At 43.5% G+C, this 22,677-nt stretch carries 21 protein-coding genes; 9 read left to right on the forward strand and 12 right to left on the reverse strand.

The genetic code is table 11. The features are described 5' to 3' along the window. Positions 1-215 precede the first annotated feature (215 nt). Positions 216-1,136, reverse strand: coding sequence for a transcriptional regulator GcvA (gene gcvA / locus E1160_RS06590; protein ID WP_155154215.1), 921 nt, complete (start codon positions 1,134-1,136; stop codon positions 216-218). A 564-nt stretch (positions 1,137-1,700) separates the two neighbouring features. On the opposite strand from gcvA, the gene E1160_RS06595 reads away from it, so the two are divergent. Then, positions 1,701-4,640, forward strand: a complete 2,940-nt coding sequence (locus E1160_RS06595; RefSeq protein WP_218048753.1) for a PAS domain-containing hybrid sensor histidine kinase/response regulator — start codon at positions 1,701-1,703, stop codon at positions 4,638-4,640. Here the strand turns inward: E1160_RS06595 and E1160_RS06600 are convergent. After that, on the reverse strand, positions 4,637-5,095 hold the full coding sequence (locus E1160_RS06600) for a nucleoside deaminase (RefSeq protein WP_155154217.1): 459 nt from the start codon (positions 5,093-5,095) through the stop codon (positions 4,637-4,639). The two genes, E1160_RS06595 and E1160_RS06600, sit on opposite strands and share 4 nt — an antisense overlap. A 134-nt stretch (positions 5,096-5,229) precedes the next feature. On the opposite strand from E1160_RS06600, the gene E1160_RS06605 reads away from it, so the two are divergent. The 3 genes from E1160_RS06605 to bluB are packed head-to-tail and all read left to right on the forward strand — an operon-like array spanning position 5,230 to position 7,410. Next, positions 5,230-6,219, forward strand: coding sequence for a pseudouridine synthase (locus E1160_RS06605; RefSeq protein WP_155154218.1), 990 nt, complete (start codon positions 5,230-5,232; stop codon positions 6,217-6,219). Then, positions 6,219-6,773 (forward strand): 16S rRNA (guanine(966)-N(2))-methyltransferase RsmD, encoded by a 555-nt coding sequence (gene rsmD, locus E1160_RS06610; protein ID WP_155154219.1) that lies wholly within the window; start codon positions 6,219-6,221, stop codon positions 6,771-6,773. The genes E1160_RS06605 and rsmD overlap by 1 nt, the downstream gene beginning before the upstream one ends. Positions 6,774-6,783: 10 nt before the next feature. After that, a complete protein-coding gene (gene bluB / locus E1160_RS06615) occupies positions 6,784-7,410 on the forward strand; it encodes a 5,6-dimethylbenzimidazole synthase (protein ID WP_155154220.1) in 627 nt (208 codons plus the stop codon). Positions 7,411-7,432: 22 nt separating this feature from the next. Here bluB and E1160_RS06620 read toward each other — a convergent pair whose 3' ends face one another. Further along, positions 7,433-7,756: an antibiotic biosynthesis monooxygenase family protein gene (locus tag E1160_RS06620; RefSeq protein WP_155154221.1), complete on the reverse strand. Its 324-nt coding sequence runs from the start codon at positions 7,754-7,756 to the stop codon at positions 7,433-7,435. After that, positions 7,753-8,082, reverse strand: coding sequence for an NIPSNAP family protein (locus E1160_RS06625; protein WP_155154222.1), 330 nt, complete (start codon positions 8,080-8,082; stop codon positions 7,753-7,755). Before E1160_RS06625 ends, E1160_RS06620 begins: the two co-directional genes overlap by 4 nt. Before the next feature lie 80 nt (positions 8,083-8,162). Between E1160_RS06625 and E1160_RS06630 the strand changes: the two genes are divergently transcribed. Then, a complete protein-coding gene (locus tag E1160_RS06630) occupies positions 8,163-8,852 on the forward strand; it encodes an ArsR/SmtB family transcription factor (protein WP_155154241.1) in 690 nt (229 codons plus the stop codon). A 2-nt stretch (positions 8,853-8,854) separates the two neighbouring features. On the opposite strand, the gene E1160_RS06635 is transcribed toward E1160_RS06630, so the two are convergent. The 8 genes from E1160_RS06635 to E1160_RS06670 all read right to left on the reverse strand — a co-directional run bounded on the left by E1160_RS06635 (position 8,855) and on the right by E1160_RS06670 (position 19,605). Continuing rightward, the gene (locus E1160_RS06635) at positions 8,855-10,030 is read right to left on the reverse strand and encodes an MFS transporter (protein WP_155154223.1); all 1,176 of its coding nucleotides are present in this window, start codon (positions 10,028-10,030) and stop codon (positions 8,855-8,857) included. Between the two features lie 38 nt (positions 10,031-10,068). Further along, positions 10,069-12,006 carry a DNA mismatch repair endonuclease MutL gene (gene mutL / locus E1160_RS06640; RefSeq protein ID WP_155154224.1) on the reverse strand — a complete coding sequence of 646 codons (1,938 nt, stop codon included), beginning with the start codon at positions 12,004-12,006 and terminating at the stop codon, positions 10,069-10,071. Positions 12,007-12,053: 47 nt separating this feature from the next. Beyond that, positions 12,054-13,388, reverse strand: a complete 1,335-nt coding sequence (locus E1160_RS06645) for a glucose-6-phosphate isomerase (RefSeq protein ID WP_155154226.1) — start codon at positions 13,386-13,388, stop codon at positions 12,054-12,056. Positions 13,389-13,457: 69 nt separating this feature from the next. Next, a complete protein-coding gene (locus tag E1160_RS06650; RefSeq protein ID WP_155154228.1) occupies positions 13,458-13,868 on the reverse strand; it encodes an EVE domain-containing protein in 411 nt (136 codons plus the stop codon). Positions 13,869-13,888: 20 nt separating this feature from the next. After that, entirely contained in the window at positions 13,889-15,226 is a 1,338-nt protein-coding gene (locus E1160_RS06655; RefSeq protein WP_155154229.1) for an MFS transporter, read from the reverse strand. Between the two features lie 248 nt (positions 15,227-15,474). Continuing rightward, a complete protein-coding gene (locus E1160_RS06660) occupies positions 15,475-16,203 on the reverse strand; it encodes a Bax inhibitor-1/YccA family protein (RefSeq protein WP_218048754.1) in 729 nt (242 codons plus the stop codon). 159 nt (positions 16,204-16,362) lie between these two features. Next, a complete protein-coding gene (locus E1160_RS06665) occupies positions 16,363-18,894 on the reverse strand; it encodes an ABC transporter permease (RefSeq protein WP_155154233.1) in 2,532 nt (843 codons plus the stop codon). 3 nt (positions 18,895-18,897) lie between these two features. Then, positions 18,898-19,605, reverse strand: coding sequence for an ABC transporter ATP-binding protein (locus E1160_RS06670; protein ID WP_235914063.1), 708 nt, complete (start codon positions 19,603-19,605; stop codon positions 18,898-18,900). Positions 19,606-19,664: 59 nt separating this feature from the next. Between E1160_RS06670 and E1160_RS06675 the strand changes: the two genes are divergently transcribed. The 4 genes from E1160_RS06675 (at position 19,665) to E1160_RS06690 (ending at position 22,654) form a co-directional block, all read left to right on the forward strand. After that, positions 19,665-20,339 (forward strand): arylesterase, encoded by a 675-nt coding sequence (locus E1160_RS06675; protein WP_235914064.1) that lies wholly within the window; start codon positions 19,665-19,667, stop codon positions 20,337-20,339. 50 nt (positions 20,340-20,389) lie between these two features. Then, complete coding sequence (locus E1160_RS06680; RefSeq protein WP_155154235.1) at positions 20,390-20,842, forward strand: FIST domain-containing protein; 453 nt, start codon at positions 20,390-20,392, stop codon at positions 20,840-20,842. After that, positions 20,752-21,531 carry an FIST signal transduction protein gene (locus E1160_RS06685; RefSeq protein WP_155154237.1) on the forward strand — a complete coding sequence of 260 codons (780 nt, stop codon included), beginning with the start codon at positions 20,752-20,754 and terminating at the stop codon, positions 21,529-21,531. Before E1160_RS06680 ends, E1160_RS06685 begins: the two co-directional genes overlap by 91 nt. A 64-nt stretch (positions 21,532-21,595) precedes the next feature. Then, entirely contained in the window at positions 21,596-22,654 is a 1,059-nt protein-coding gene (locus tag E1160_RS06690) for an aldo/keto reductase (protein ID WP_155154239.1), read from the forward strand. Positions 22,655-22,677 lie beyond the last annotated feature (23 nt).

Genomic DNA, 22,677 nt, shown 5'->3' on the forward strand with positions numbered 1-22,677 from the left:
GCACGACATAATAAGTTTGGCATAGCAAATGCAATATTACTCACATAAGCCGGGCATTGCAGCCAATCCATATCGCCCGGCGACAGTGAGTTTACTCCTGTAGTTAACTGAGCCCCTAACCGCCCCTTCCCCCCAGGTTAGGGGCTCAGTGTTTTTATAAGCAACCTCACAATAAAAACACTGAATGTTTGATGACATTGCTATAATTGACAGACTTAAATCCCTAGTCGTTTATATTCTTCTTGCGCAACCTTTGCCTGCGCCAAAACCCAATCACGAAATGCCTTGATCTTGGGTGCGTTTTCCCGTCCTTTAGGGCAAATAAAATAATAAGAAGATGGAGATTGATAATCTACATCCAACAGACGTACAACACGCCCTTCCTGTAACTCTCTCTCCATATGTGCGCTACGAACTAACGCCACACCTTGTCCATTAATTGCTGCTTGCAATGCCATATTCGTATCGGGATAACGTGCCCCAAATGACAATGGAGCATCGGTTACACCGGAATATTCGAACCATTCTTGCCATGTTGCTGTCCGCCCTTCATTAAACCTTAATAAAAGCGGAAACTTTAGTAAATCTCTAGGATTTTTTGGCGTACCGTATTCATCTAGCAAACTTGGCGCACAAACAGGAAAAACCTTTTCTTGCAAAAGAAGCTCTGTAAATAAGTCGGGATAATTTCCTCCGCCAAGTCTAATTGCGACATCAACTTCTTCATCTGCAAAATCGATGATCTCTTCTTTTGTAGAAATCCACACATCAATATCAGGATGCTCAGCGGTGAAATCTGGTAAACGTGGCACCATCCAATTCACAGCAAAAGATTGCAATAAACTTACCCGAAGAGACCCCCTTCGATCTGCATCCTCGAAAGACGCTAATGTCTTTTCCATATCTTCAAGGAAACCACGGATAACACGAGAAATCGTATCACCCTTCGGTGTGAGATCTAATCCCCCCTTTCGACGCACAAACAACTTAAACCCCCAGACTTCTTCCAAATGCCGAATTTGATGGCTAATGGCACTTTGAGTAATATTTAACTCATCTGCGGTTTTCGTAAAGTTTTTGTGACGTGCCGCCGCTTCTAGTGCGCGCATCGCAGCAATTGGTGGTAACTGCTTCATCTTCTTATCCATAAAAAACCTGCACCCTGGATTATACATGACAGCAAGACACAGAGCCTAATTTCACACTAATAAGTGGACGAGCCACTTAATTTTCTGCTAGGCTAACTGATAATAGGAACTATATCAAAATTAATTACAATTACTTGATCCTTGTTCATGTTTAACCAAGCAGCATTGGGGACATGCATTAAAGTGGAACAAACTGCATCTGATTCGATCATAAATCCCACATCCCCCAAAAAGCCTTTGGGAAATATTATCTTGATGACCCTTATCCTTGCCGGATTAGGTTTTCTCGGAAACTTTTTTAAAGTCCCACTATTCTTCTCTGTAGACTTTATTTTCGGATCGATATTTGCATTTATAGCCTTAAGAAGAGCCGGTTTAACTTCAGCTCTAATTGTCGTTATTTGCGCAGGTTCATATACTTATATTCTATGGGGCCATCCATACGCGGCAATCATCTTTTTCGCAGAAATTCTTACCGTTGGCTTATTGAGAAAATACATCTCAAACTACGTATATAGTGACTTCCTGTTTTGGATTTTTATAGGCGCACCGTTGGCCTGGATATTTTATCGTTACTCGATCGGGTTAAATGAAACTGCTGTTACTCTAATCGTATTAAAACAACCATTAAATGGACTTTTTAATGCTTTGGTTGCTGCCCTACTCATAGATATTGGTATTATCATCACAGACGGCGGCAACACAGGAAAACGGAAGGTACGCGTTTGGAACCTCACCTCTAATACAATATGCCTGCTCACTTTAATTTCTGGTGCAATTCCACTTGTTATGAACAGCTATGAAGCTGTCGAAACAAGAGAAGAAATCTTACAAGACCATATGGAAAACTATTCCAAAGCATTTTTCGAAAACCCCGAAACTTCGCGACTGAATAGATATATCTCAAGAGAAAAGGCTGAAGATTTCTTTTCAGGTAATGCTGCAATACTTGAGGGCTTCAACATCGCGTTTATAAGCCAAGATGACAAAATTATATACCAACATGGTCATGTAAAATTTTCCGCTCAACACGGGACAAATAAAGATGCGTTTGGCCAACTAAGAATATGGCAGCCCGAAGGAAAAATGGCAAATATGCGTCGTTGGGCGGAAGGTGAATATTACTTAAAAACAACCGTAATATTGAATGATGAGTTAGCGAGTTTAATCATTAGTTATTCCGCACACCCCATAGTGGAATATATTGAAAAACACAAACTTAGAACCATGGTAAGTCTAACAATTTTGCTCATAGCAGCATTACTAGTTTCTAGATTCCTCACAAGTCTTTTAATTGGCCCAATCACCCGGCTAGCAGAAGCAAGTGCATCCTTAAAAGATAAGGTCGGAAAGGGAAATTACTTCCATTTTCCAGACAGTAGCATTCTTGAATATGATAACCTTGCAAACTCTCTGCAAAGAATGTCTGAATCCATTAATAAGTCTTTCAAGAAACAAATTGACTTAAGCAACAGCCTTGAAGAACGTGTAAAGCAAAGAACAGCCGAACTAGAACGGTTATCAATGGTTGCAAGTCAAACGACCAACGCCGTAGTGATCACCGATGCAAAAGGGATCATTGAATGGGTAAATGAAGGTTTTACCCGGATGACAGGCTTTAAAGCTAAAGAAGCCCTAAATAGAACCCCTGGTTCCTTCCTTCAAGGTCCAGATACAGATCGCTCTACAGTCTCTCGCATAAACGAATCTATTCAGCGAGGAGTTGGCTTTCATGAGGAACTCATAAATTATCATAAAGACGGGTTCCCATATTGGACAGAAATCACATGCACCCCAATTCTAGATCAGGATCATAACATTAGTGGCTTTATTGCCATTCAAAATGATATTACCCAGCGTAAAAAGGATTTAGAGACGCTCATTGAAGCACGCAAACAAGCCGAAACAGCTAATCTTGCAAAAACAAACTTCCTCTCCACGATGAGTCATGAAATTCGTACGCCCTTAAACGGCATTCTTGGCATGGCACAACTCATTGCAAATTCAGAACTTTCCACAGATCAACGTGATAAAATAAGCACAATTCAACAATCTGGACATACTCTACTTTCAATCATCAATGATGTCTTGGATATGAGTAAAATTGAAGCTGGTAAAATTGAACTTGAGACAACCGCTTTCAGCCTCTCCCACATGCTCTCTAGCAGCATTTCTGCCTTACACAGCCTAGCGCAAGAAAAGGGATTACATTTTCGAATAAATGAAACCGGAACCTGCCCAAATGTGCTGATGGGTGATCCCATTCGAATCCGACAAATCATATGGAACCTGCTCAGCAATGCTATCAAATTTACTGATAAAGGTAGTGTATCAGTTAACATCAACTGTAACTCTCAAGATTTCAATCAATTTGTAAGCGAGACACGCGATACCGTTATCCATTTACAAATAAAAGATTCCGGCAAAGGCATAGATCAGAAGCGACAAGAGTCTATCTTCGATCCATTTATCCAAGAGGATAACACGATCACTCGAAGTTATGGTGGTACGGGCCTTGGGCTATCTATTGTCACCAACATTATTGAATTAATGCATGGCAGTATTCATCTGCAAAGCGAGGTAGGACAAGGAAGTACATTTGACGTTTACCTCCCTTTAGATAAGGCCCCGCTGGAAGAAATAGAAAAAATAGAAGAAATAAATAAAGAGAGTGTAGATATTATTCCACCTGCACATGATATATTAATTGCCGAGGATAACCCAACAAACGCTATGATAGCACGTGCTTTCCTTGAGAAATTTGGTCAGCATGTACGTATCGCAGAAAATGGACGTGTTGCGATACAAGAAATTCGAAAGCAAAAACCCGACTTCGTGTTTATGGATATTCATATGCCGGAAATGGACGGTATAGAAGCTACGATAGAATTACGTAAATCTGATCGCTACAAAGACATGCCAATCATTGGTTTAACCGCAGAAGCATTCTCGGATCGACATGCAGAATTTATGCAAGCTGGCATGTCTCGCGTGATTACAAAACCTTTCACTGAGATACAATTACAAAAGGCCATCATTGAGTTCTTACCCGAAGAAATCATTGCTAAATCCAAAAAGATCACAACTTCTCATCATCTTGATTTCGCAGAAGACGTGCCTGCCCTATTAATTGGGGAAGAAGGAAAATTGCGAGAAACAATTGATAGTTTAGGGATTGAGGCGTTCTTGCCAGTACTGGCAGTTGCACCTGAGAATATCGCAAAGCAAACAGCCAAGTTAAAAGAAGCCCTAAAGCGTAAGAGTTATACAGAAGCTAGTGAAGCAGTCCATGCGATCAAAGGTATATCCGCCTCATTATTCGCACCAAAACTAAATAGCCTATGCGTAGACTTTGAAACATCTCTGAAAGATAGAAATTTAGAAAATCTGGATATTGATATGTTCAAGGAAGTTGTTAAACAAACCAATAACTGGTGGTCTAACATTCAAAAAGAGCTGGAGATGGGAAAACGCAATAAGCGTAGAAGTTAATCCCTGAGTTTTACAAAAAACTCTTTCAATTGTTTTGCACATTCTTCTTCACGCATACCGCCTATCACTTCAGGTTTGTGATGACAGGTTTCTTTTTCATAGAAACGTGCGCCATGTTCTATGCCACCGCCTTTTGGGTCATAAGCCCCAAAGAAAACACGCCCGATACGACTATGAGAAATAGCAGAAGCACACATAGTGCAGGGTTCTAAAGTAACATAAAGATCGCAATTCTCTAAACGCAGTTGATTAAGTTTTTGAGAGGCTTCTTTCATTACAAGCATCTCTGCATGGGCAGTTGCATCCTTCCATTCTTCAACTCTATTGCCAGCTGCGGCAATAACTTCACCAGTCTCTCTTATTACAATGACAGCACCTACGGGAACCTCCCCGCGTAAAGCTGCTTGACCAGCTTCTTGAAGCGCAATTTCCATAGGTGAAATATTTTGAGACATAATTCGCTTTATTCCCTTTAAAAGCTAAGTTTGCAGATTGCACCAAAGCCCCATAATCGTTATTAACTATGCTCAGTCTCTAGGATAAGCTATAGATAATAAATAATTTCATCCCTATCACAGGACCACCTCATATGACCAGCCCAACAGAAACAGCAGAAGAAAAAGAAACACAACCTGCTGAAAAGCAACGCATTGCGAAAGTTATGGCACGTGCGGGGCTTTGCAGTCGTCGCGACGCAGAAAAATGGGTTGAAGAAGGCCGTGTATCCGTAAATGGTGAAATCATCAAATCGCCAGCTTTGAATGTGGGTGATGAAGACGAAATTGAAGTCGATGGTAAGGCTTTGCCAAAGATAGAGCCTCCACGTCTCTGGCGCTATCATAAGCCTGTTGGGTTAGTGACCACTTCCAAGGATGAGCATGGTCGTTCGACCGTGTTTGATAATCTCCCAAAAGAAATGCCGCGGGTTATTTCCGTTGGTCGGCTTGATATCAATTCCGAAGGATTGCTTCTTCTCACGAATGATGGAGAACTGGCACGTAAATTAGAACTTCCCGAAACGGGCTTACGTCGCACATATCGTGTACGCGTGCGTGGCATCGTAGATGAAAAAAAACTCGCGATGCTGGAAGATGGCATCGTTGTTGATCGTGTGCATTATGATGCCATCAAAGCCACCGTTGAACGTCAACAGGGATCAAATGCGTGGTTGGAAGTGACCTTAACCGAAGGGAAAAACCGCGAAATTCGCCGTGTAATGGAACATATTGGCTATAGCGTTAACCGATTAATCCGTGTGCGTTATGGCTATTTCTTCTTAGGTCAGTTGCCACGTAATAATGTAGATGAAGTTAGCCCTGCTGAAGTTCGTAAACTGCTAGGGAAACCGGCCCATAAGGGGGCAAAGGCAAAACCTAAAAAAGCACGCCCACGGTCCAAAGGTTATAAACTTGCTAAAAAAACTGCAGCTAAAAAGGGATTTGCTAAGAAAGCATTTGGCAAAAATGCGCTTGCAAAACATGCTGGAAGCAAATCAGCCCCCCCTAAAAAAGCTTTCTTACAGAAACGCGAAGCCAGTAAAAAGCCCGCAGGTAAGCCCACACAAAAAAGAGGTAAGTAATGCGCATTATCTCTGGTCGTTTTAAAGGAGCAAAACTGGAAGCTCCAAAAGGACATGACACGCGTCCAACATCTGATCGTACGAGAGAATCTTTATTTAATCTTTTATTAAATGGGAAATTCTCCAAACAATTACGTAATCGTCCTTTCGCTGATATCTTTGCGGGTACAGGCGCTGTTGGTTTAGAAGCCATCAGCCGAGGCGCATCCAAAGGATACTTCCTTGAAAATGGCCGCCATGCTTTACCACATCTGGAAGCCAATATAACAAAATGCCGTGTTGAAGATGAGGCACGTATTTTTCGTGTAGATGCATCCAAACCACCACGGGCACCGGAAGCATGCGGTATTATCTTTATTGACCCCCCTTACGGGAAAGACCTCATCAACATTTGTTTAACCCCACTGATTGAAAAAGGATGGCTTGCAGAAGATGGAGTAGTTATTACTCAAGGTCATCCGGCCGATCCAGTTTCTGTGCCCAAAGGTTTTGAAATCGCAGATGAACGAAAATATGGCGCGGCCCTTTTGTTTTTCCTGAAACGAATCTCATAAAATAAAAATCATGAAAAACTTTGACCAACATTTCCGTGAAGAATTCCTCGACCTGCTCACATGGCGCCGGGACGTGCGTCACTTCAAGACCGATCCCTTGCCGGATGGGAAGATGGAAGAACTTATTAATTATGCCAACATGGCGCCTTCTGTTGGATTAAGTCAGCCATGGCGTTTTGTTGAGGTTTCAAGTTCCGAAAGCCGTGCAAAGGTTTTAAAAGTATTTGAATCAGAAAACGATAAAGCCTTAAACGATTATCATGGTGAAAAGGCAAAGCTATATGCTTCTTTGAAGCTATCTGGCATGAAAGAAGCGCCGATCCAGTTGGCTGTTTATTGTGACCCAGATCCGGAAAAAGGGGCAGGTCTAGGTCGTAAAACAATGCCTGAAACATTGGCCTATAGCTGTACAATGGCGATCCACACTATGTGGTTAGCCGCGCGTGCCCAAGGGATTGGTCTTGGCTGGGTTTCTATTATTGATCCAGACAAAATCAACACCATTTTGGATGTCCCTGCAGATTGGCAACTGATTGGGTATTTCTGTATCGGTTATCCTGTCTATGTGGATGACAAACCAGAATTGGAACGTAAAGGTTGGGAAGCAAGGGAAGCGCCAGTTATTCTGAGAAAATAATCAACGCTTCCGACTTGGTTTTCTATTCAGGCACCTCGTCTCTATCTTCCTTACCATAGTCTCTAATCACCGATGCAACACGTAAACGATAATCCTGAAAGATACCGTTACGTCCGCTTTGTTGAGCTGCTCTATGTGATTTTAATCCCCGCCATTTCTTGACTGCTGTTTCATTTTTAAAAAATGACAATGACAAGATTTTGTCAGGATCAGTTAAACTCTGGAACCTTTCCACAGAAATAAATCCGTCAATTCTGACCAATTCCTTTTTTAAGGCTGCAGCAATATCCAGATATTCCTGCTTTTTTTCGGATTTTGGGTACACTTCAAAAATAACGGCTATCATAGCTTCGCCAATTTACTATGTGGACCTGACGCCAGTTTTAGAAAACATCGATCCTCTCGAAGGATAAATTTTTCCTTCATGGCGAACTCATAGTTCTCCTTACCGAGTGGATCCGCGGCAAGGCGCTCTCTATAAGCTTCATATTCCGCTAAATTTTCAATATTATAAACGCCATAAGCAAGTGTAGAGCTACCTTCATAAGGCGCATAATATCCAACCAAATCAGCACCATTTCTCGGGATAGCCTGCCCCCAATTAGCCGCATACTCCATAAACTCAGCCTTCTTGGTAGGGTCAATCTGATAACGGATAAAACATGTAATCATCTTTAACTTCTTTCATAACAATATCGATATGCATATGATTACATATTGCATCGGAAAAATGCTTCGATTATGATCGAATGATGAAAGAAGGACCAGATATAGCACTATTAGGCACCATGATTGGTGATCCAGCACGCGCGAATATGTTGATTGCTCTTATGAGTGGGAAAGCATTAACCGCGAGTGAGCTGGCTAATGAAGCTGGTATTATGCCTCAAACGGCCAGTTCTCATCTAGCGAAATTAGAACAGGCTTTTATGGTAAAAGCCACGAAACAAGGGCGTCATAAATACTTCACCCTCAAAAATAATGACGTTGCCCATTTGTTGGAAACCATGATGGGCTTGGCAGCACAAAATGGCCAGTTGCGAACCCGCACAGGTCCTAAAGATCCTGCGCTGCGTCATGCTCGTGCCTGCTACTCACATCTTGCGGGTGAACTGGCTGTATTTGCGTATGATCAGCTGATCGAAAAGAAATATATGGAAGCTTCAGAAAATGACGAAGAAGCTTATCTGACCGCAGCTGGCAAAGATTTCTTTGAAGCATTCGGTCTAAATCCAGCTAGTCTTCAAAAACCTTCTAAACCTTTATGCAAACCTTGTTTGGATTGGAGTGCCCGACGCCATCATCTAGCAGGTGATTTGGGCGGAGCTTTATTAGACAAAATATTAGACCTCAAATGGGCTAGTCGCGAGCCATCTTCTAGAATAATTAAGTTTACAAAGGTCGGAGAACAACAGTTCAAAGATTTATTTGTAAAAGGATAATCTTATCCAGCTTCTTCAATGCGTTTTGTAGCTTGTCGCGTCACAATCAAAACAGCAAAAATCAAGAAGAATAGAACCACCGCGCCGACGTAATAAGGCATATCCGCTCCGAAATGCGCAAAAACAAATCCTGCCCATGCAGGCCCAGGTACACGCGCCAATGCAGTTGCTGCTTGTGCAGCGCCCATCACACCACCTTGATTCTGGGCAGATGCCAAACGACTAAATAAACTTTGCATTGCGGGATTATGTAGCCCCATCGCCAATGCCAAGGCCCCCATCACAAAGTAAATGCCATTTTCCCCCGTAATTTGTGTCATAATTAGGAAAGACAGAAAAAGAAAACCGACACCAAGCAATACAACTTTGGCTTCACCACGTTTTCGAACGATGCGTCCAATACCGCCTTGCACAATGGCTGTGACGACGCCAGCGAAAACAAGATATAACCCAACATCCCGTGGTCCAAGGCCAAATTTATCCGCAGCCCAAAAAGCAAATGTTCCTTCAATTGCTGTAAACATTAATGAAACCGCAAAATAGACAGCAAGCAAACGCGCTAACACACCATCTTTTAAGACCCTACGCATCGGCATACGTGCCGTGATGTCTCTATGACGTTCAGGCTCTTTTACAAAGATCAATGCAACTATCAATGATAATGCAGCCATAGCAGCTGCAATATAAGCAGGTGTGGTAAAATCTGGGTTATCAATACTTCCAACCGACCAAGCCCCTAATCCTGGACCAATCGTAAATCCGATACCAAATGCCGCGCCCAACATGCCCATACCTTTGGCCCGATTTTCTTGCAATGTTACGTCCGCAACAAAGGCTTGTGAAGTTGCAAGCCAGCCAGCTGTAAAACCGGCAAAAGCACGACTTGCAAAAATTTCCCATAGAACGGAAGCATGCGCCAACCAGAGATAGGCAATAACCGTGCAAAGCGCCGATAAAAGCATCACAGGCTTGCGCCCTATCTTATCTGACAAGCTCCCCCAGAATGGGGTAGAAAAAAACGCTGCTGCAGAGAATGTAGAAAAAACTAAAGCTGCTGTAAATGCATCAGCATCCATACTTTTTGCATAGAATGGTAAAATAGGAATAACTGTTCCCAAACCAATGATACTAATACCGGTAGCAAGGGCGACAGGCGCCAGTTTTTTCATTTCGCTCATGGCGGACTTTCTTAGAATATCTATAAACGCGAACAGGTTTAGCGTCGACCAAAGAGTTTTTCAATATCTGAAAGGGCTAATTCCACATAAGTCGGACGACCATGATTACACTGTCCGGAATGCGGAGTTGCTTCCATTTGACGTAATAATGCGTTCATCTCTTCCAAAGACAAACGCCGACCTGAGCGCACAGAGCCATGACATGCCATGGTACCACAGACCTCTTCTACCTTTTCCTTCAAGCTGAAAGTACCGCCAAGATCCATAAATTCATCGGCAAGATCTTTGACTAACCCTTGAACATCAACCTCACCTAATAGCGAGGGGGTCTCACGGACAGCTACAGCACCGGGTCCAAAACTTTCCAAAACCAAACCGAACTTTTCAAGATCTTCTGCACGATCAACCAAGGCCTTAGCGGCTTCGTCATCCATCTCAACAATTTCAGGGATTAACAATCCTTGGCGGGCGACACCTGTTTCTGACATGGCGTTTTTCATGCGTTCATAAACCAGACGTTCATGGGCTGCATGTTGATCCACCAACACAATGCCTTTGTCAGTCTGAGCAACAATATAGGTTTCATGTAGCTGTGCTCGCGCGGCACCTAAAGGATAGCTTTGTAATTGCTGTGCTTTTTGATCCATCTGCGTGTTTGTTTCTGCATAAGATCCACTAGCGGGTGCAGCTGGTTCAAACGTTGGTGCATCGGTAAAACTCGTACCAATATCACTCTTTGGTGTTGGCTGGTTTAGACCTTCAGCAGACGGTGATTGAAATTGATACGCTTGTTCCGCCATACCCGTATTTAATGGTTGAGCCTGATAATTATATGCCCCGCTCCCAGTTCGCCCACTATAGCGACTAAATCCTCCTAAAGGACGTTGAGGCATAGCAGATAATGGTAAGCTCGCAACATCTCCTTCGCTCTTGATCGCACCTAAAGCGGCTTGAGACACCGTTGTCGAGGCTCGATGGCCTGCCTCCGCCAATGCATGTTTTAAAGCACCAACAATCAATCCACGAACAGAAGCAGCATCACGAAAACGCACTTCCGTTTTTGCAGGATGTACATTCACATCAACGGCACGTGGTTCTGTTTCAAGGAACAAGGCCAACATCGGATGTCTGTCTCTTGCCAAAAAGTCCATGTAAGCCGCTCGCACTGCCCCAGTCAGCTGCTTATCCTTTACCGGACGCCCATTCACGAATAGAAATTGCATCATCGCGTTACCACGATTCAAAGTTGGTAACCCCGCAAAACCAGTAAGTCGAATACCTTCACGTTCTGCATCAATAGGCAGTGCATTTTCCGCAAATTCACGTCCCATAATATCGCCAAGACGCTTTAATCGTTGATCAAGAAAGTCACCTTGTTTTCCCATTACGCGCAAACGGTCACGATTACCATCGTTTAAAGTAAAACTAACCCCCGGATGGGCCATAGATAGGCGTTGTAATACATCAATAACAGCAGATGTTTCAGCCCGTTCAGATCGCATGAATTTTAATCTGGCAGGTGTGGCAAAGAAAAGATCACGCACCTCTATACGCGTTCCATTACTTCCTGAAGCAGGTTCGGGACCAGACACGGCACCACCTTCGATATGAATTGCCCAAGCTTCAGACGCCCCTTCAGTGCGACTGGTAATTGCCATCCGACTGACAGAACCAATAGAAGGTAAGGCTTCCCCGCGGAAACCTAATGTGGAAATAAAGAACAAATCATCATCTGGTAATTTAGACGTCGCATGGCGTTCGATCGCCACTGGTAATTCTTCCGGGGACATACCACATCCATCATCCACAACACGGATCAAGGAACGACCACCCTCACGAATGGTAACATCAACACGGCTCGCGCCCGCATCAATGGCATTTTCCACTAATTCTTTGACAGCAGATGCAGGGCGTTCAACAACCTCGCCAGCGGCAATACGGTTAATAACCTGATCAGGAAGACGACGAATTGCCATAGGTAAATCTCAAAAAGAATATATAATACTAAAAGAAGGACGTGAGCCTACTGCGATTCGCCCATTTCTGTCATATATTGGCGAATAAGAATTTTACCTTCTTCAACAGCGGGTTGATCATAAGGATCAACATCTAACATATCGGCGGCTAAAATTGTTTCCAGCATGAAATGCATCATTAAAGCGCCCATGGAATATTCATTAATTTCATCTAACGTCAAACGACGCACAGGCTTGCCATTCTTCGCCAAAGTCTCCGCAGTCGCCCGACGGGATGCTTCCATTAATTCCCCCATTGTGCGGCCAACCATAAATGAAAGTTTCGGATCCTTGGCTAAATCCGCACAAATCGGACTGCCTCCTGAAGATACAGGCCCACCAAGAACTGTAAACATCTTATCAGACGGGCCGTCTAACCATAATTGCAGCTGACTGTGTTGATCCACAGGCCCCGTCGCATAAATCGGAGTCGTCCCCTTACCATTTTTACCCAAACTTTCAGCCCAAAGTTGACGATACCAACGTGCCAATGACCCTAAACGATCACTATAAGCAAGCATCACAGAACTGCTTATTTTTCTTTCTAGTTCCAACCCCACCGAGATCGCGGCACCAACCGCAGCCGGACAATCACGTGGATTTTCAACTTCTAGGGCATTTTTCAAAACTTCTTCTGCACCTTTACGAACCAGTTGTGGCACAAGCCCGACTATCATTGCAGGTAGCATTCCCACCAAACTCAGGACTGAATAGCGCCCACCAACTTTGGGATCGTGATCCAATACAGGCAAATCAAACCGTTCTGCTAGATCACGCATGGGATTTTTACCCGGTTCAGTGATAATCGTGAAATGACTTGGCAATTTTTCATCACCAAGCGCATCACGGAACTTAGGTAGGAAAGCCAGAAACTGCATCACAGTTTCTGTTGTACTACCAGATTTTGAAATTGCGATAATACCAGTTGTTTCAGGATTCAATTTTTCGATTAAAGCTTCAAAAACAAATGGGTCTACATTGGTAACAATATGCAGATTAGGAACAGTTCGCTTTTCTTCCCCTTGCGATACTTTGGGTGTAGCCATTTCAAATAAAGCACGACCGCCAAGAGAGGACCCACCTGTCCCTAAAATCACCACATCTTTGAAATTACGGCGATAATGCTCTGCAACAGGCACAAGCTCTGCTAAATCATCGTCTTTTTCAGGTAAGTGTAGCAAAGGCAGACTGCCATTAGCATATGCAGTCTTAAGGTTTTCCATACCAACCTTAGCCTGTCTCAATAGCATCTCATATTTTTTATTAGTTAGACCGCCAGAACCAATCGTATCTGCCAGACAATCCCCAATATCTTGGGCATAAGGAAGTGTGGTATTTATCATGGCGCTAATCTAGACAGTTTCGCGTCTAGGTTCAAGTGACAATCTAATGTCATAAAACGAGCTAAATCTCTATTTAGCCATTCCTAAAATAATATGCCATGCATCTTCGGGAATTGGCATAACCGAAAGACGAGATTGTTTGATTAAGGCCAGTTCGGAAAGTCTTGGATCGCTCTTAATCATTTTCAGGCTAACAGGCATTTGGACGGTTTTCAAAGCCTTCACAGAAACCATTCCAAACCGCCCCGTAATATCAGTTGGATCAGGATGATATTCCTTACAAACTTCAACGATGCCAACTATTTCTCGTGTCTTACCCGAATGATAGAAAAAAACCTGATCTCCAAGTTTCATTTCCTTCATGAAATTTGAAGCTTGATGATTACGCACACCATCCCAACCTTCACCTTCCTCACCTGTTTCAACTTGTTGCTCCCAAGACCAGGTTTCAGGTTCAGATTTCATCAACCAATATTTCATGAAAAACTCCTCTTGTCAGATTAGGAATTCGCTTCCTCTTCCTCCGAAGGACCGTTATCTCCTTCATCAGGCTCAAAGAATTCTTCAAACAATTCTTCGACTGTATCTGGTTGATCATCTTCTTCAGGTTGCCATTCCGTTACATCGACGTCCGGATTTAAGACCGCAGAAAGTGGGTTAGGCGAAAGTATAACGTGATCTGCTTGTTCTTCCACTGGGATAGATGCGCGCTGTGTCATACGATAGAGTGCAAAGACAAAGATAATTGTAAAAGCGGCACCAGGTGTTAACAAATAAAAGGCATCTCCCCAAAACTCCATAGTGTAGCCTACAATAGCTGGTCCAAGTAACGCACCCACACCACCAATCATCACCATCGTACCACTTGCAGCCACCATCTGCGCTGGATTCAAATAGTCATTTGTATGTGCAATACATAAAGAATAAAGAGGTTGAGATAATCCCCCAAGAACCAAGAATGCCAAATACATCTGCCACCCCGGTTCCACAAATTGAGTTGTAGCTGCAGCAGCAACAGCCGAAGCCAAAGCCACGCCAGCCAGCACTTTACGTCGATCCAAACGATCTGATAACCAACCGATCGGCCATTGAGAGATCAAAGTCCCCCCCATGTAAGCTGTGATCATGAAGGTGGTTTCCTGAATGCTTAGACCAATATTGGCCGCATAAATCGCCCCAAGCATAAAGGCGCTACCAAGTCCAAAGTTCGTTAAAAACATCCCCACAACACCAAGCGGAGAAACCGTATAAACCATTTTTACGGTCGCATTTTCCGACTGCTCAAAACTTGGCGCAGGTGAAACGGACGTCAAAATTGGTATTACAGAGAGGCTGATCATTACAGATACAAGCGTAAATAACTCAAAACTATTCGGATCACCCAAGTTCAAGGCCAATGTTGCAACAGTTACGGACCCCATCATGACAAGCATATAGACGGACATCATTTTGCCACGGTTTTCGTTGGAGGAGGCTTCATTCACCCAACTTTCACAGACCACATATAATCCAGCATATGCCAAGCCAGTAATCAGCCTCATGAAAAACCAGACCCATGGATCAATGACGACAGCATGCACAAGAATGGAAATGGAAGCTAAGGATGCCAACGCACCAAAAATACGAATATGTCCAACGCGACGAATAAAAAACGGGATAATAATTGCGCCAATTAAGTATCCTAGAAAATATCCAGTACCGATCAAACCTGTGATTGACGTTTCAAAACCTTCCAACTTCATCCGGATACCAATCAAAGTACCCTGCATCCCATTGCCGAGCATAATAAAGCTCAACCCTAAAAACAGGGCCCAACATCCACGTACAGCAGCCAACATTGGCAATACTCCTAAGCGTCGAAAGGTTTTGTAAAAACACTTTAAAATTATGAATGATAAAAATGAAGCAGGCTTATGCTATGAGCCGCCTGTTTCTGATTATCAATTCACGTCTCATATTCCCCCATACGCGACTTTTGAAAAAAAAGCGCTAAAAAAATTCAATTTTGGTGATTTTTTTTACGCGCAAATAAAAACACCCGCAGAAATCTGCGGGTGTTTCAAACAGTTAGATATCAGTTAAGCGATTAGTCGTCGCTATTCATAATACCCAAAATGTTAAGAACATGAATAAACATGATCACGAAGCTACTGTATAACTGCAACGCACCCATGATACCCAAGCGACGTGCCACTTCTTCAGAAGGTGCAGACAAATACATGGATTTAATTTCTTGTGTTTCATATGCTGTCATACCAGCCAACAAGATCACCATCGCAAAGGAAACACCCAAGCTAAGAAGTGTGCTACCAAGGAAAATATTGACAACAGCCAAGATCAAAATACCGATCATTGCCATCATCATAAACTGTCCCATGCCACTCAGATTTTTCTTAGTTGTATAACCAACCAAGCTAGCACCAGCAAACATACCAGCAGAAATCAAGAAAGCACGTGCTACGATCATTGGGTTTGTGTTCAGATACATCGCAACCATCGGCGCAATACCAAGCGCAAGTAACGCTGCGTAAGCCCAGAACATACCTTGCGCTGCGCCCATGCTTTTGGACATGATAACTTTTGGTGCGAACCAACCAACACCAATAGAAGCTAGCAAGAAGACAAATGAAATCGGCATCAATGCCTGTAAAAGCGCCATATTAGTGGCAACAAAGAAACAGATTAAACCTGTAACACCAACACCAAGTGCCATCAAGTTATACACTTTAAGCATATGCGAACGCAAACCTGCGTCGATTTCAGCATTAGATGCATCGCGTTCAATCGTCATATTGAAACGTGGATCAACAGCCATTTTTCTTCCCTTTTCCATAGTGTTGTCCGAAATTGGACATACAAATAATTTTTACGGTTCACCTATAGTGAATCGCTGCCTGTGGCTAATATGGGGAGGAATGAAACAAAATTCAATAGTTTTCGTCCCATTCTTCACAAATAGCACAGGAAAGAGTTCTTAGTCATTTCTGAGATACGGACTCGCCTTTGTTCCCAAAGCGGACCAGGCGCTGATTCCACCAAGCATCACAGTCGTTAAAACAGATAAAACAAGCACAAGAATAAGCGCTTCAGGTAAGAAGGTCCATTCAGCTTCCATAAAGCCTGTGATCACTGCCCAAGATGCAAGAGCACCGAATCCAGCTGCAATAATTGCCGTGATCGTTCCCATGATGACATATTCCAAAATATAAGCTGACATCACATCCTTACGGGTAGCACCAATAACTTTTAACAACACAGATTCATAGATCCGTTTCTGACGTCCTGCGGCAATTGCCCCTGCCAGAACCAGGACACCAGCTGCAATCGCAATAGATGCAATCACCCGCACTGCGACACCAAGTTGAGCCACAATTTCTGCGACACTTTCTAGAACTTCCTTTACGCGGATACTGGATACATTTGGAAATTTATCAACGATGGCACGCTCCAGCGCGTTTTCCTGACTTTCTTCAATATGGGCCGTGGAAATATAACTTTGCGGAGCCTGTTCCAACATTCCCGGTGAGAACACCATTACGAAATTGATCCCCATTGAGGTCCAATCAATCTCTCGTAAATTGCCAATGGTCACATCTACTTCACGGCCTAGAATATTCACTGTTAGCTGATCACCAATATCAAGCCCTAGATGTCCTGCCGCTTCTGCATCAAAGGAAACAAGTGGATCACCTGAATAATCTTCTGGCCACCAGCTCCCCTTTACAATCTTCCCATTTTCCGGCGGCGTTCTAGACCATGTTAATCCGCGATCACCGCGTAAAATCCACGCAGCTTCTGGTGGCGGGGTAATATCCTCAACAGGGGTACCTTTTAAAGCGGTTAAACGCCCTCGTAGCATTGGTGTATCTTCGGATTTAGAGACACCCGGGAAATCCGTCATCAAATCACGGAAATCATCAATCTGATAGGGTTGAATATCGATAAAGTAAAATCCGGGCGCTTCGCCACGTAAAACTTTACCGACTTGATTATTTAAATTTCCTTCGATTAAAGCAATAGATGCCATGACGGTCAAACCAAGGCCAAGAGAGACAACAACACTTGCGGTCGGTGATCCCGGTCTGTGCAAATTATCCATTGCCAAACGGAAACGCATATTTCTAGACCGAGGCATGGCTTTAGCTAAACGCATCACGATCCAAGCGGTCACACGGAAAACCAACAAAGCGCCAATAGCACCAATCACAAAAACCATCGCTAATTTCGGTTGATCCGCCGTCATAATAGCTAGAGCCCCCAATACCAGCGCTAATACGAATACGACCAAACTATTGCGCCAGCCAATTTTTCCGTCAAGCGCTCCCATCTTAGATCTGAACAAATCGGCGGCTCTCACCATTTTGGCACGTGCTAGAGGTAAGAAACTGAACAATACGACAGTCAGCAATCCATATAGAACAGCTAATAATACAGGCATTGGATAAAAACCAATATCAAGGTTAACTGGTAAACGTCCATCTAACAAAGGAGCAACAACCATTGGTGTTACAGACCCAATAAAGGCACCTAATAAGGTACCAATGACACCTAAAGCTAAAAGTTGACTCAGATAAGTTAAGAAGATCAAACGGGAAGATGCACCAATACATTTCAGTGTCGCAATCACGCCCGTGCGGCTTTCAAGATAGGCACCAACAGCATTCCCGATACCAACACCACCGACAAGGAGCGCCGTTAAACCGACCAATGTTAAAAACATGCGTACACGATCAACGAAGCGTTGAATATTTGGTGCCGCATTTTCTAGATCACGAATACGCCATCCAGCTTTGGGGAACTCCGCCTTCACCTGATCAACGAAACCTGTCACCGCTTCAGGGTTTTGAATGGCAAGCCGCATATGATAGCGGATCAAACTTCCCGGCACGACCAGCCCCGTTTCATCCAAGGCTCCACGTGCGATAATCACACGCGGCCCAAGGTTAAAAGCCTGTGTACCACGATCAGGTTCATTATCGATTAAGTGAGATACATAAAGTTCAGCATCACCAATGCGGAACCCTTCACCAATGGACAATGAAAGCCGTTCCAATAATGACGGTCCAATTGCAGCAGGCCAGCGCCCCTGCTCGTCCTTTAAGTCATGATCAAATATTGTGCCGGATTTTGTCGCTAATTCCCCAAAGAGGGGATAAGCATCATCAACCGCTTTAAGTTCAACCAGCCGACGATCTTCGCCATCCATTCGTATTGCCATTGCCCGCATTTGCGCGACTTGCGATTGGCTTAGCGTATTTGCCTCCATCCATGCTTCTTGATCTGCTGAAAATTCATGATGGGTAAGACGCAAATCAACATCCCCCCCTAAAAGTTTTCTAGCATCTCTTTTCAAGCCATCTTCAATGGCACCACTTATACTGCCAACACCGGCGATCGCCGCAACACCCAGTGTTAAACAGGCTAAGAAAATACGAAAGCCAGCTAACCCGCCGCGTAATTCACGCTTGGCAATGGAAAGAGCTTGTTTTAAATCCTTCATAAACATGTTTTATGCATCCATGCTTTCAAGTTCTGTCAAATTGCCATCTGCCATCCGCACAATACGGCTACATTTTTCAGCCAGTTTCGGATCATGTGTAATTAAAACCAAGGTAGATCCCAAATCTTTGGACAAAGAAAACAGCAAATCCATAATTTTCTGTCCCGTATCGCCGTCTAAATTACCCGTCGGCTCATCTGCCAAAAGCAACCGAGGCTTAGACGCCACGGCGCGTGCAAGTGCCACACGTTGTTGTTCCCCGCCAGATAACTGCGCAGGATAGTGATCAAGACGATGCCCTAGCCCAACAGCTTCCAAACCTTCTTTTGCTTGTTCCATCGCATCTCTTCGCCCAGAAAGCTCCATAGGCATTGCAACATTTTCCAATGCGGTCATTGTTGGAATTAAATGGAAATCCTGAAAAACAATACCGACATTATCACGACGAAATAGGGCCAACCGATCTTCATTCATAGATGTTAAATCTTCGCCGCAAACAGTAATCTTACCGCCTGTTGCAGCCTCAAGGCCTGATAACACCATTAACATTGAAGTCTTACCAGCGCCACTGGGGCCAACCACGGCAACCACTTCACCTGAAGAAACTTCTAAATCAACTCCCCTTAGGATATTGACCTCTCGGCCCTCAACCCCCAATTTAAGGGTTACATTATCAAGTTGGATCACGGTTGATTGATTATTACCAGTCATGGTCATATGATTTAACTCCACCCAAAGCCCTGTTTGCGGTTAAAAAAATAAAAAGGCTACATTTTATGAAGACTGTATCTGTCCTAACCCAAGGATATGGGATCAAGTCCCGCTATTACAATCACTTCCTTGCTTTATTTCTTGCAGTTTTTTGCATTTTCTTTGCACAAAACGCCTATGCAGGTATGCGGATTCTTGCTTTAGGCGATAGCTTAACCGCAGGATACGGTTTGCTTGAGAATGAAAGTTTTCCAGTTAAACTCGAAACTGCACTCAAAAAACGTGGACATAAAGATATCACGGTCATCAATGCGGGTGTATCCGGCGACACCACAGCGGGTGGCCTGTCCCGAGTTGGATGGTTAATGGCAGAAAATCCAGATGTCGTGATTTTAACTCTTGGTGGTAATGACGGTTTACGCGGACTTTCACCCAAACAAACACGTGAAAATTTAAAGCAGATCATTTTACGGTTTAAAAAAGCCAAAGTCCCTGTATTGCTGGCAGGTATGATGGCCCCCCCAAATTTGGGACGCGACTATTCAGAAAAATTTAATGGTTTATATGGTGATTTGGCACAGACCTATCGTACCTTATATTACCCATTTTTCTTAAAAGATGTGGCCGGGAAAAGCGTCTTAAATCAATCAGACGGCATCCATCCAAATGCTGATGGTGTCGATAAAATTGTCTCAAATATTCTACCATACACAGAAAAGCTTCTCACAAGGGCAAAATAGGCGTAAGCTATCAGAAACAATAAACAAAATAATATAAAAGGAGCACTGCCATGACCTTTTCTGCAACTCAAGCTGACTTTAGAGTTGGAATTGCACAAGCAGATGATTGGCACATGGCAGCCGCAGATATCCTTCGACAAATAGGATCGCCGACAGCTCAACACAGATTGGGTATAATATACGTAAGCAGTGCTTATGCCCACAATATGTCAGATATTGAGGTATTTTTTCGACAAACCACCGGTGTCCCTCATTGGGTTGGTTGTGTTGGTCATGGGGTATTAACCCATCGTGAAGAAATTTTTGAAGCACCAGCAATGACGGCTATGCTTTGTCCGATCCCTGAAGATGGCTTTCATGTCCTAAAAGAGATTCATGAAGACACAGAACCCGGTCTATCACATGCCTCTTCTTGGTTATCCCAAGTGGATGTCCTCTCGCATTACTCCATGCAGATCCAAGCAACAATGTCATCCCCGGCTTATTACAAGATATCACCCTAGAAAGCAGCGCTTACCTTGTTGGTGGTTTAACATCCACAATGGGGGAAGGTTCCCAATTAGCAGATGGCCTTGAAGGTAAAGGGATCAGCGGGGTCATGTTTTCCAATAGGATTGCCCCAATGATTACCGGGCTCACCCAAGGATGCAGCCCAATTGGCTCAATTCATCGCGTTACGGAATCGGAAGATAACATCCTGATCAGCCTGGATAATCGCCCAGCCCTAGAAGTATTTAAAGAAGAAATCGGCGATATTCTATCACGTGATTTGGAGAAAGTCGCAGGCTATATATTCTCGGCTCTACCAGTGGAGGGCAGTGATAAAGGCGACTATATGGTCCGTAATATTCTTGCAATCGACCCCGGACAACAAATGATTGCTATTGGGGCTGAGCTAGAACCCGGCGATGAAGTATTGTTTTGTAAGAGAGACACAGAAACAGCCGAAGAAGATTTACGTCGCTTACTCAAAGATTTGAGAAATAGAGCTGGCACGTCTCCCATCAAAGGTGGCGTCTATATTAACTGTGCAGGACGTGGCCCAAATCAATTTGGTGAAAACTCCCGTGAAATGGAAATCATCCGTGAAGAATTAGGCGATAATGTACCTATCACAGGCTTTTTTGCGAATGGTGAAGTAAGTTATGACCGATTATATAGCTATACAGGGGTTTTAACTTTATTCCTGTAACCTATATTATAGTAGGAATGAAAGCAGGGATCATCACTGATCTTCAATTGGGGATAATCTAAATATGGAAAAAAGACGTTTAGGTCGTACAGACCTTGATGTGAGCTTAATTTGCCTAGGCACAATGACTTGGGGCGAACAAAACACTGAAGCCGAAGGACATGAACAACTGGATTATGCCTTAAGCAATGGTGTTAATTTTATTGATACAGCGGAAATGTATGCCATTCCGCCGCGTAAAGAAACATATGGTGCAACAGAAACCATTATCGGCAATTGGTTTGAAAAAACTGGGCGTCGCAATGATGTCATTCTGGCCACGAAAGTTATAGGGGCCGCAGAACGTTTTCCTTATGTAAGGCCGGAACTAAATGATGGTCGCGTTGATCTTAATAGACCAAATATATTGGCTGCATGTGATGCCAGCTTAAAACGTCTTAAGACTGATCATATCGACCTTTATCAGATTCACTGGCCAAGTCGTGCAACTAACTTTTTCGGTCAATTAGGATATACACATCAAGAGGGCAAAGATGGTGTATCCATCGAAGAAACCATGAGTGCTATGGATGAATTGGTCAAAGCTGGTAAGGTTCGTCATGTAGGCCTTTCCAATGAAACGCCATGGGGTATGTTAGAACATATTCGCGTTGCAGAACAAAAAGACCTGCCACGCCCGCAATCCATCCAAAATCCATATAACTTATTAAAACGCGATTTTGAGGTAGGCTGTGCGGAAGTTTCCATTCGTGAAAATGTTGGTCTACTTGCCTATTCTCCACTTGCAATGGGTGCCTTAAGCGGTAAATATCTTGATGGTCAACGCCCGGAAGGTGCACGCATCAGCCTATGGCCTGAATATTTCCCACGTTACATTCGCCCGGGTGTGGAAGCAGAAATTGCGAAATATATGGAGGTTGCCAATGAAGCCGGATTAGACCCAGTTACATTAGCTTTATCTTTCGTGAACCAACAACCATTCGTGACTTCAAACATTATTGGCGCCACAACAATGGATCAGCTGAAAGTGGCAATAGGTAGTGCAAATACAATGCTAAGCGATGAAACGCTTTCTTCGATTCATAAATTACATTTAGACGTACCATATCCCGTGACTCACTAAGGATATAGTTGTCTTTTGGTCTT

It is taken from the genome of Curvivirga aplysinae (assembly GCF_009711445.1).
Classification (GTDB): Bacteria; Pseudomonadota; Alphaproteobacteria; order UBA8366; family Aestuariispiraceae; genus Curvivirga; species Curvivirga aplysinae.

Bases quoted from the DNA above. Each gene is read 5' to 3' on its own strand.
- gcvA (WP_155154215.1), bottom strand. From the start codon at position 1,136: ATGAAGCAGTTACCACCAATTGCTGCGATGCGCGCACTAGAAGCGGCG.
- E1160_RS06600 (WP_155154217.1), bottom strand. From the start codon at position 5,095: ATGTCTCAAAATATTTCACCTATGGAAATTGCGCTTCAAGAAGCTGGT.
- E1160_RS06605 (WP_155154218.1), top strand. From the start codon at position 5,230: ATGACCAGCCCAACAGAAACAGCAGAAGAAAAAGAAACACAACCTGCT.
- rsmD (WP_155154219.1), top strand. From the start codon at position 6,219: ATGCGCATTATCTCTGGTCGTTTTAAAGGAGCAAAACTGGAAGCTCCA.
- bluB (WP_155154220.1), top strand. From the start codon at position 6,784: ATGAAAAACTTTGACCAACATTTCCGTGAAGAATTCCTCGACCTGCTC.
- E1160_RS06620 (WP_155154221.1), bottom strand. From the start codon at position 7,756: ATGATAGCCGTTATTTTTGAAGTGTACCCAAAATCCGAAAAAAAGCAG.
- E1160_RS06625 (WP_155154222.1), bottom strand. From the start codon at position 8,082: ATGATTACATGTTTTATCCGTTATCAGATTGACCCTACCAAGAAGGCT.
- E1160_RS06630 (WP_155154241.1), top strand. From the start codon at position 8,163: ATGAAAGAAGGACCAGATATAGCACTATTAGGCACCATGATTGGTGAT.
- E1160_RS06635 (WP_155154223.1), bottom strand. From the start codon at position 10,030: ATGAGCGAAATGAAAAAACTGGCGCCTGTCGCCCTTGCTACCGGTATT.
- mutL (WP_155154224.1), bottom strand. From the start codon at position 12,006: ATGGCAATTCGTCGTCTTCCTGATCAGGTTATTAACCGTATTGCCGCT.
- E1160_RS06645 (WP_155154226.1), bottom strand. From the start codon at position 13,388: ATGATAAATACCACACTTCCTTATGCCCAAGATATTGGGGATTGTCTG.
- E1160_RS06650 (WP_155154228.1), bottom strand. From the start codon at position 13,868: ATGAAATATTGGTTGATGAAATCTGAACCTGAAACCTGGTCTTGGGAG.
- E1160_RS06655 (WP_155154229.1), bottom strand. From the start codon at position 15,226: ATGTTGGCTGCTGTACGTGGATGTTGGGCCCTGTTTTTAGGGTTGAGC.
- E1160_RS06660 (WP_218048754.1), bottom strand. From the start codon at position 16,203: ATGGCTGTTGATCCACGTTTCAATATGACGATTGAACGCGATGCATCT.
- E1160_RS06665 (WP_155154233.1), bottom strand. From the start codon at position 18,894: ATGTTTATGAAGGATTTAAAACAAGCTCTTTCCATTGCCAAGCGTGAA.
- E1160_RS06670 (WP_235914063.1), bottom strand. From the start codon at position 19,605: ATGACCATGACTGGTAATAATCAATCAACCGTGATCCAACTTGATAAT.
- E1160_RS06675 (WP_235914064.1), top strand. From the start codon at position 19,665: ATGAAGACTGTATCTGTCCTAACCCAAGGATATGGGATCAAGTCCCGC.
- E1160_RS06680 (WP_155154235.1), top strand. From the start codon at position 20,390: ATGACCTTTTCTGCAACTCAAGCTGACTTTAGAGTTGGAATTGCACAA.
- E1160_RS06690 (WP_155154239.1), top strand. From the start codon at position 21,596: ATGGAAAAAAGACGTTTAGGTCGTACAGACCTTGATGTGAGCTTAATT.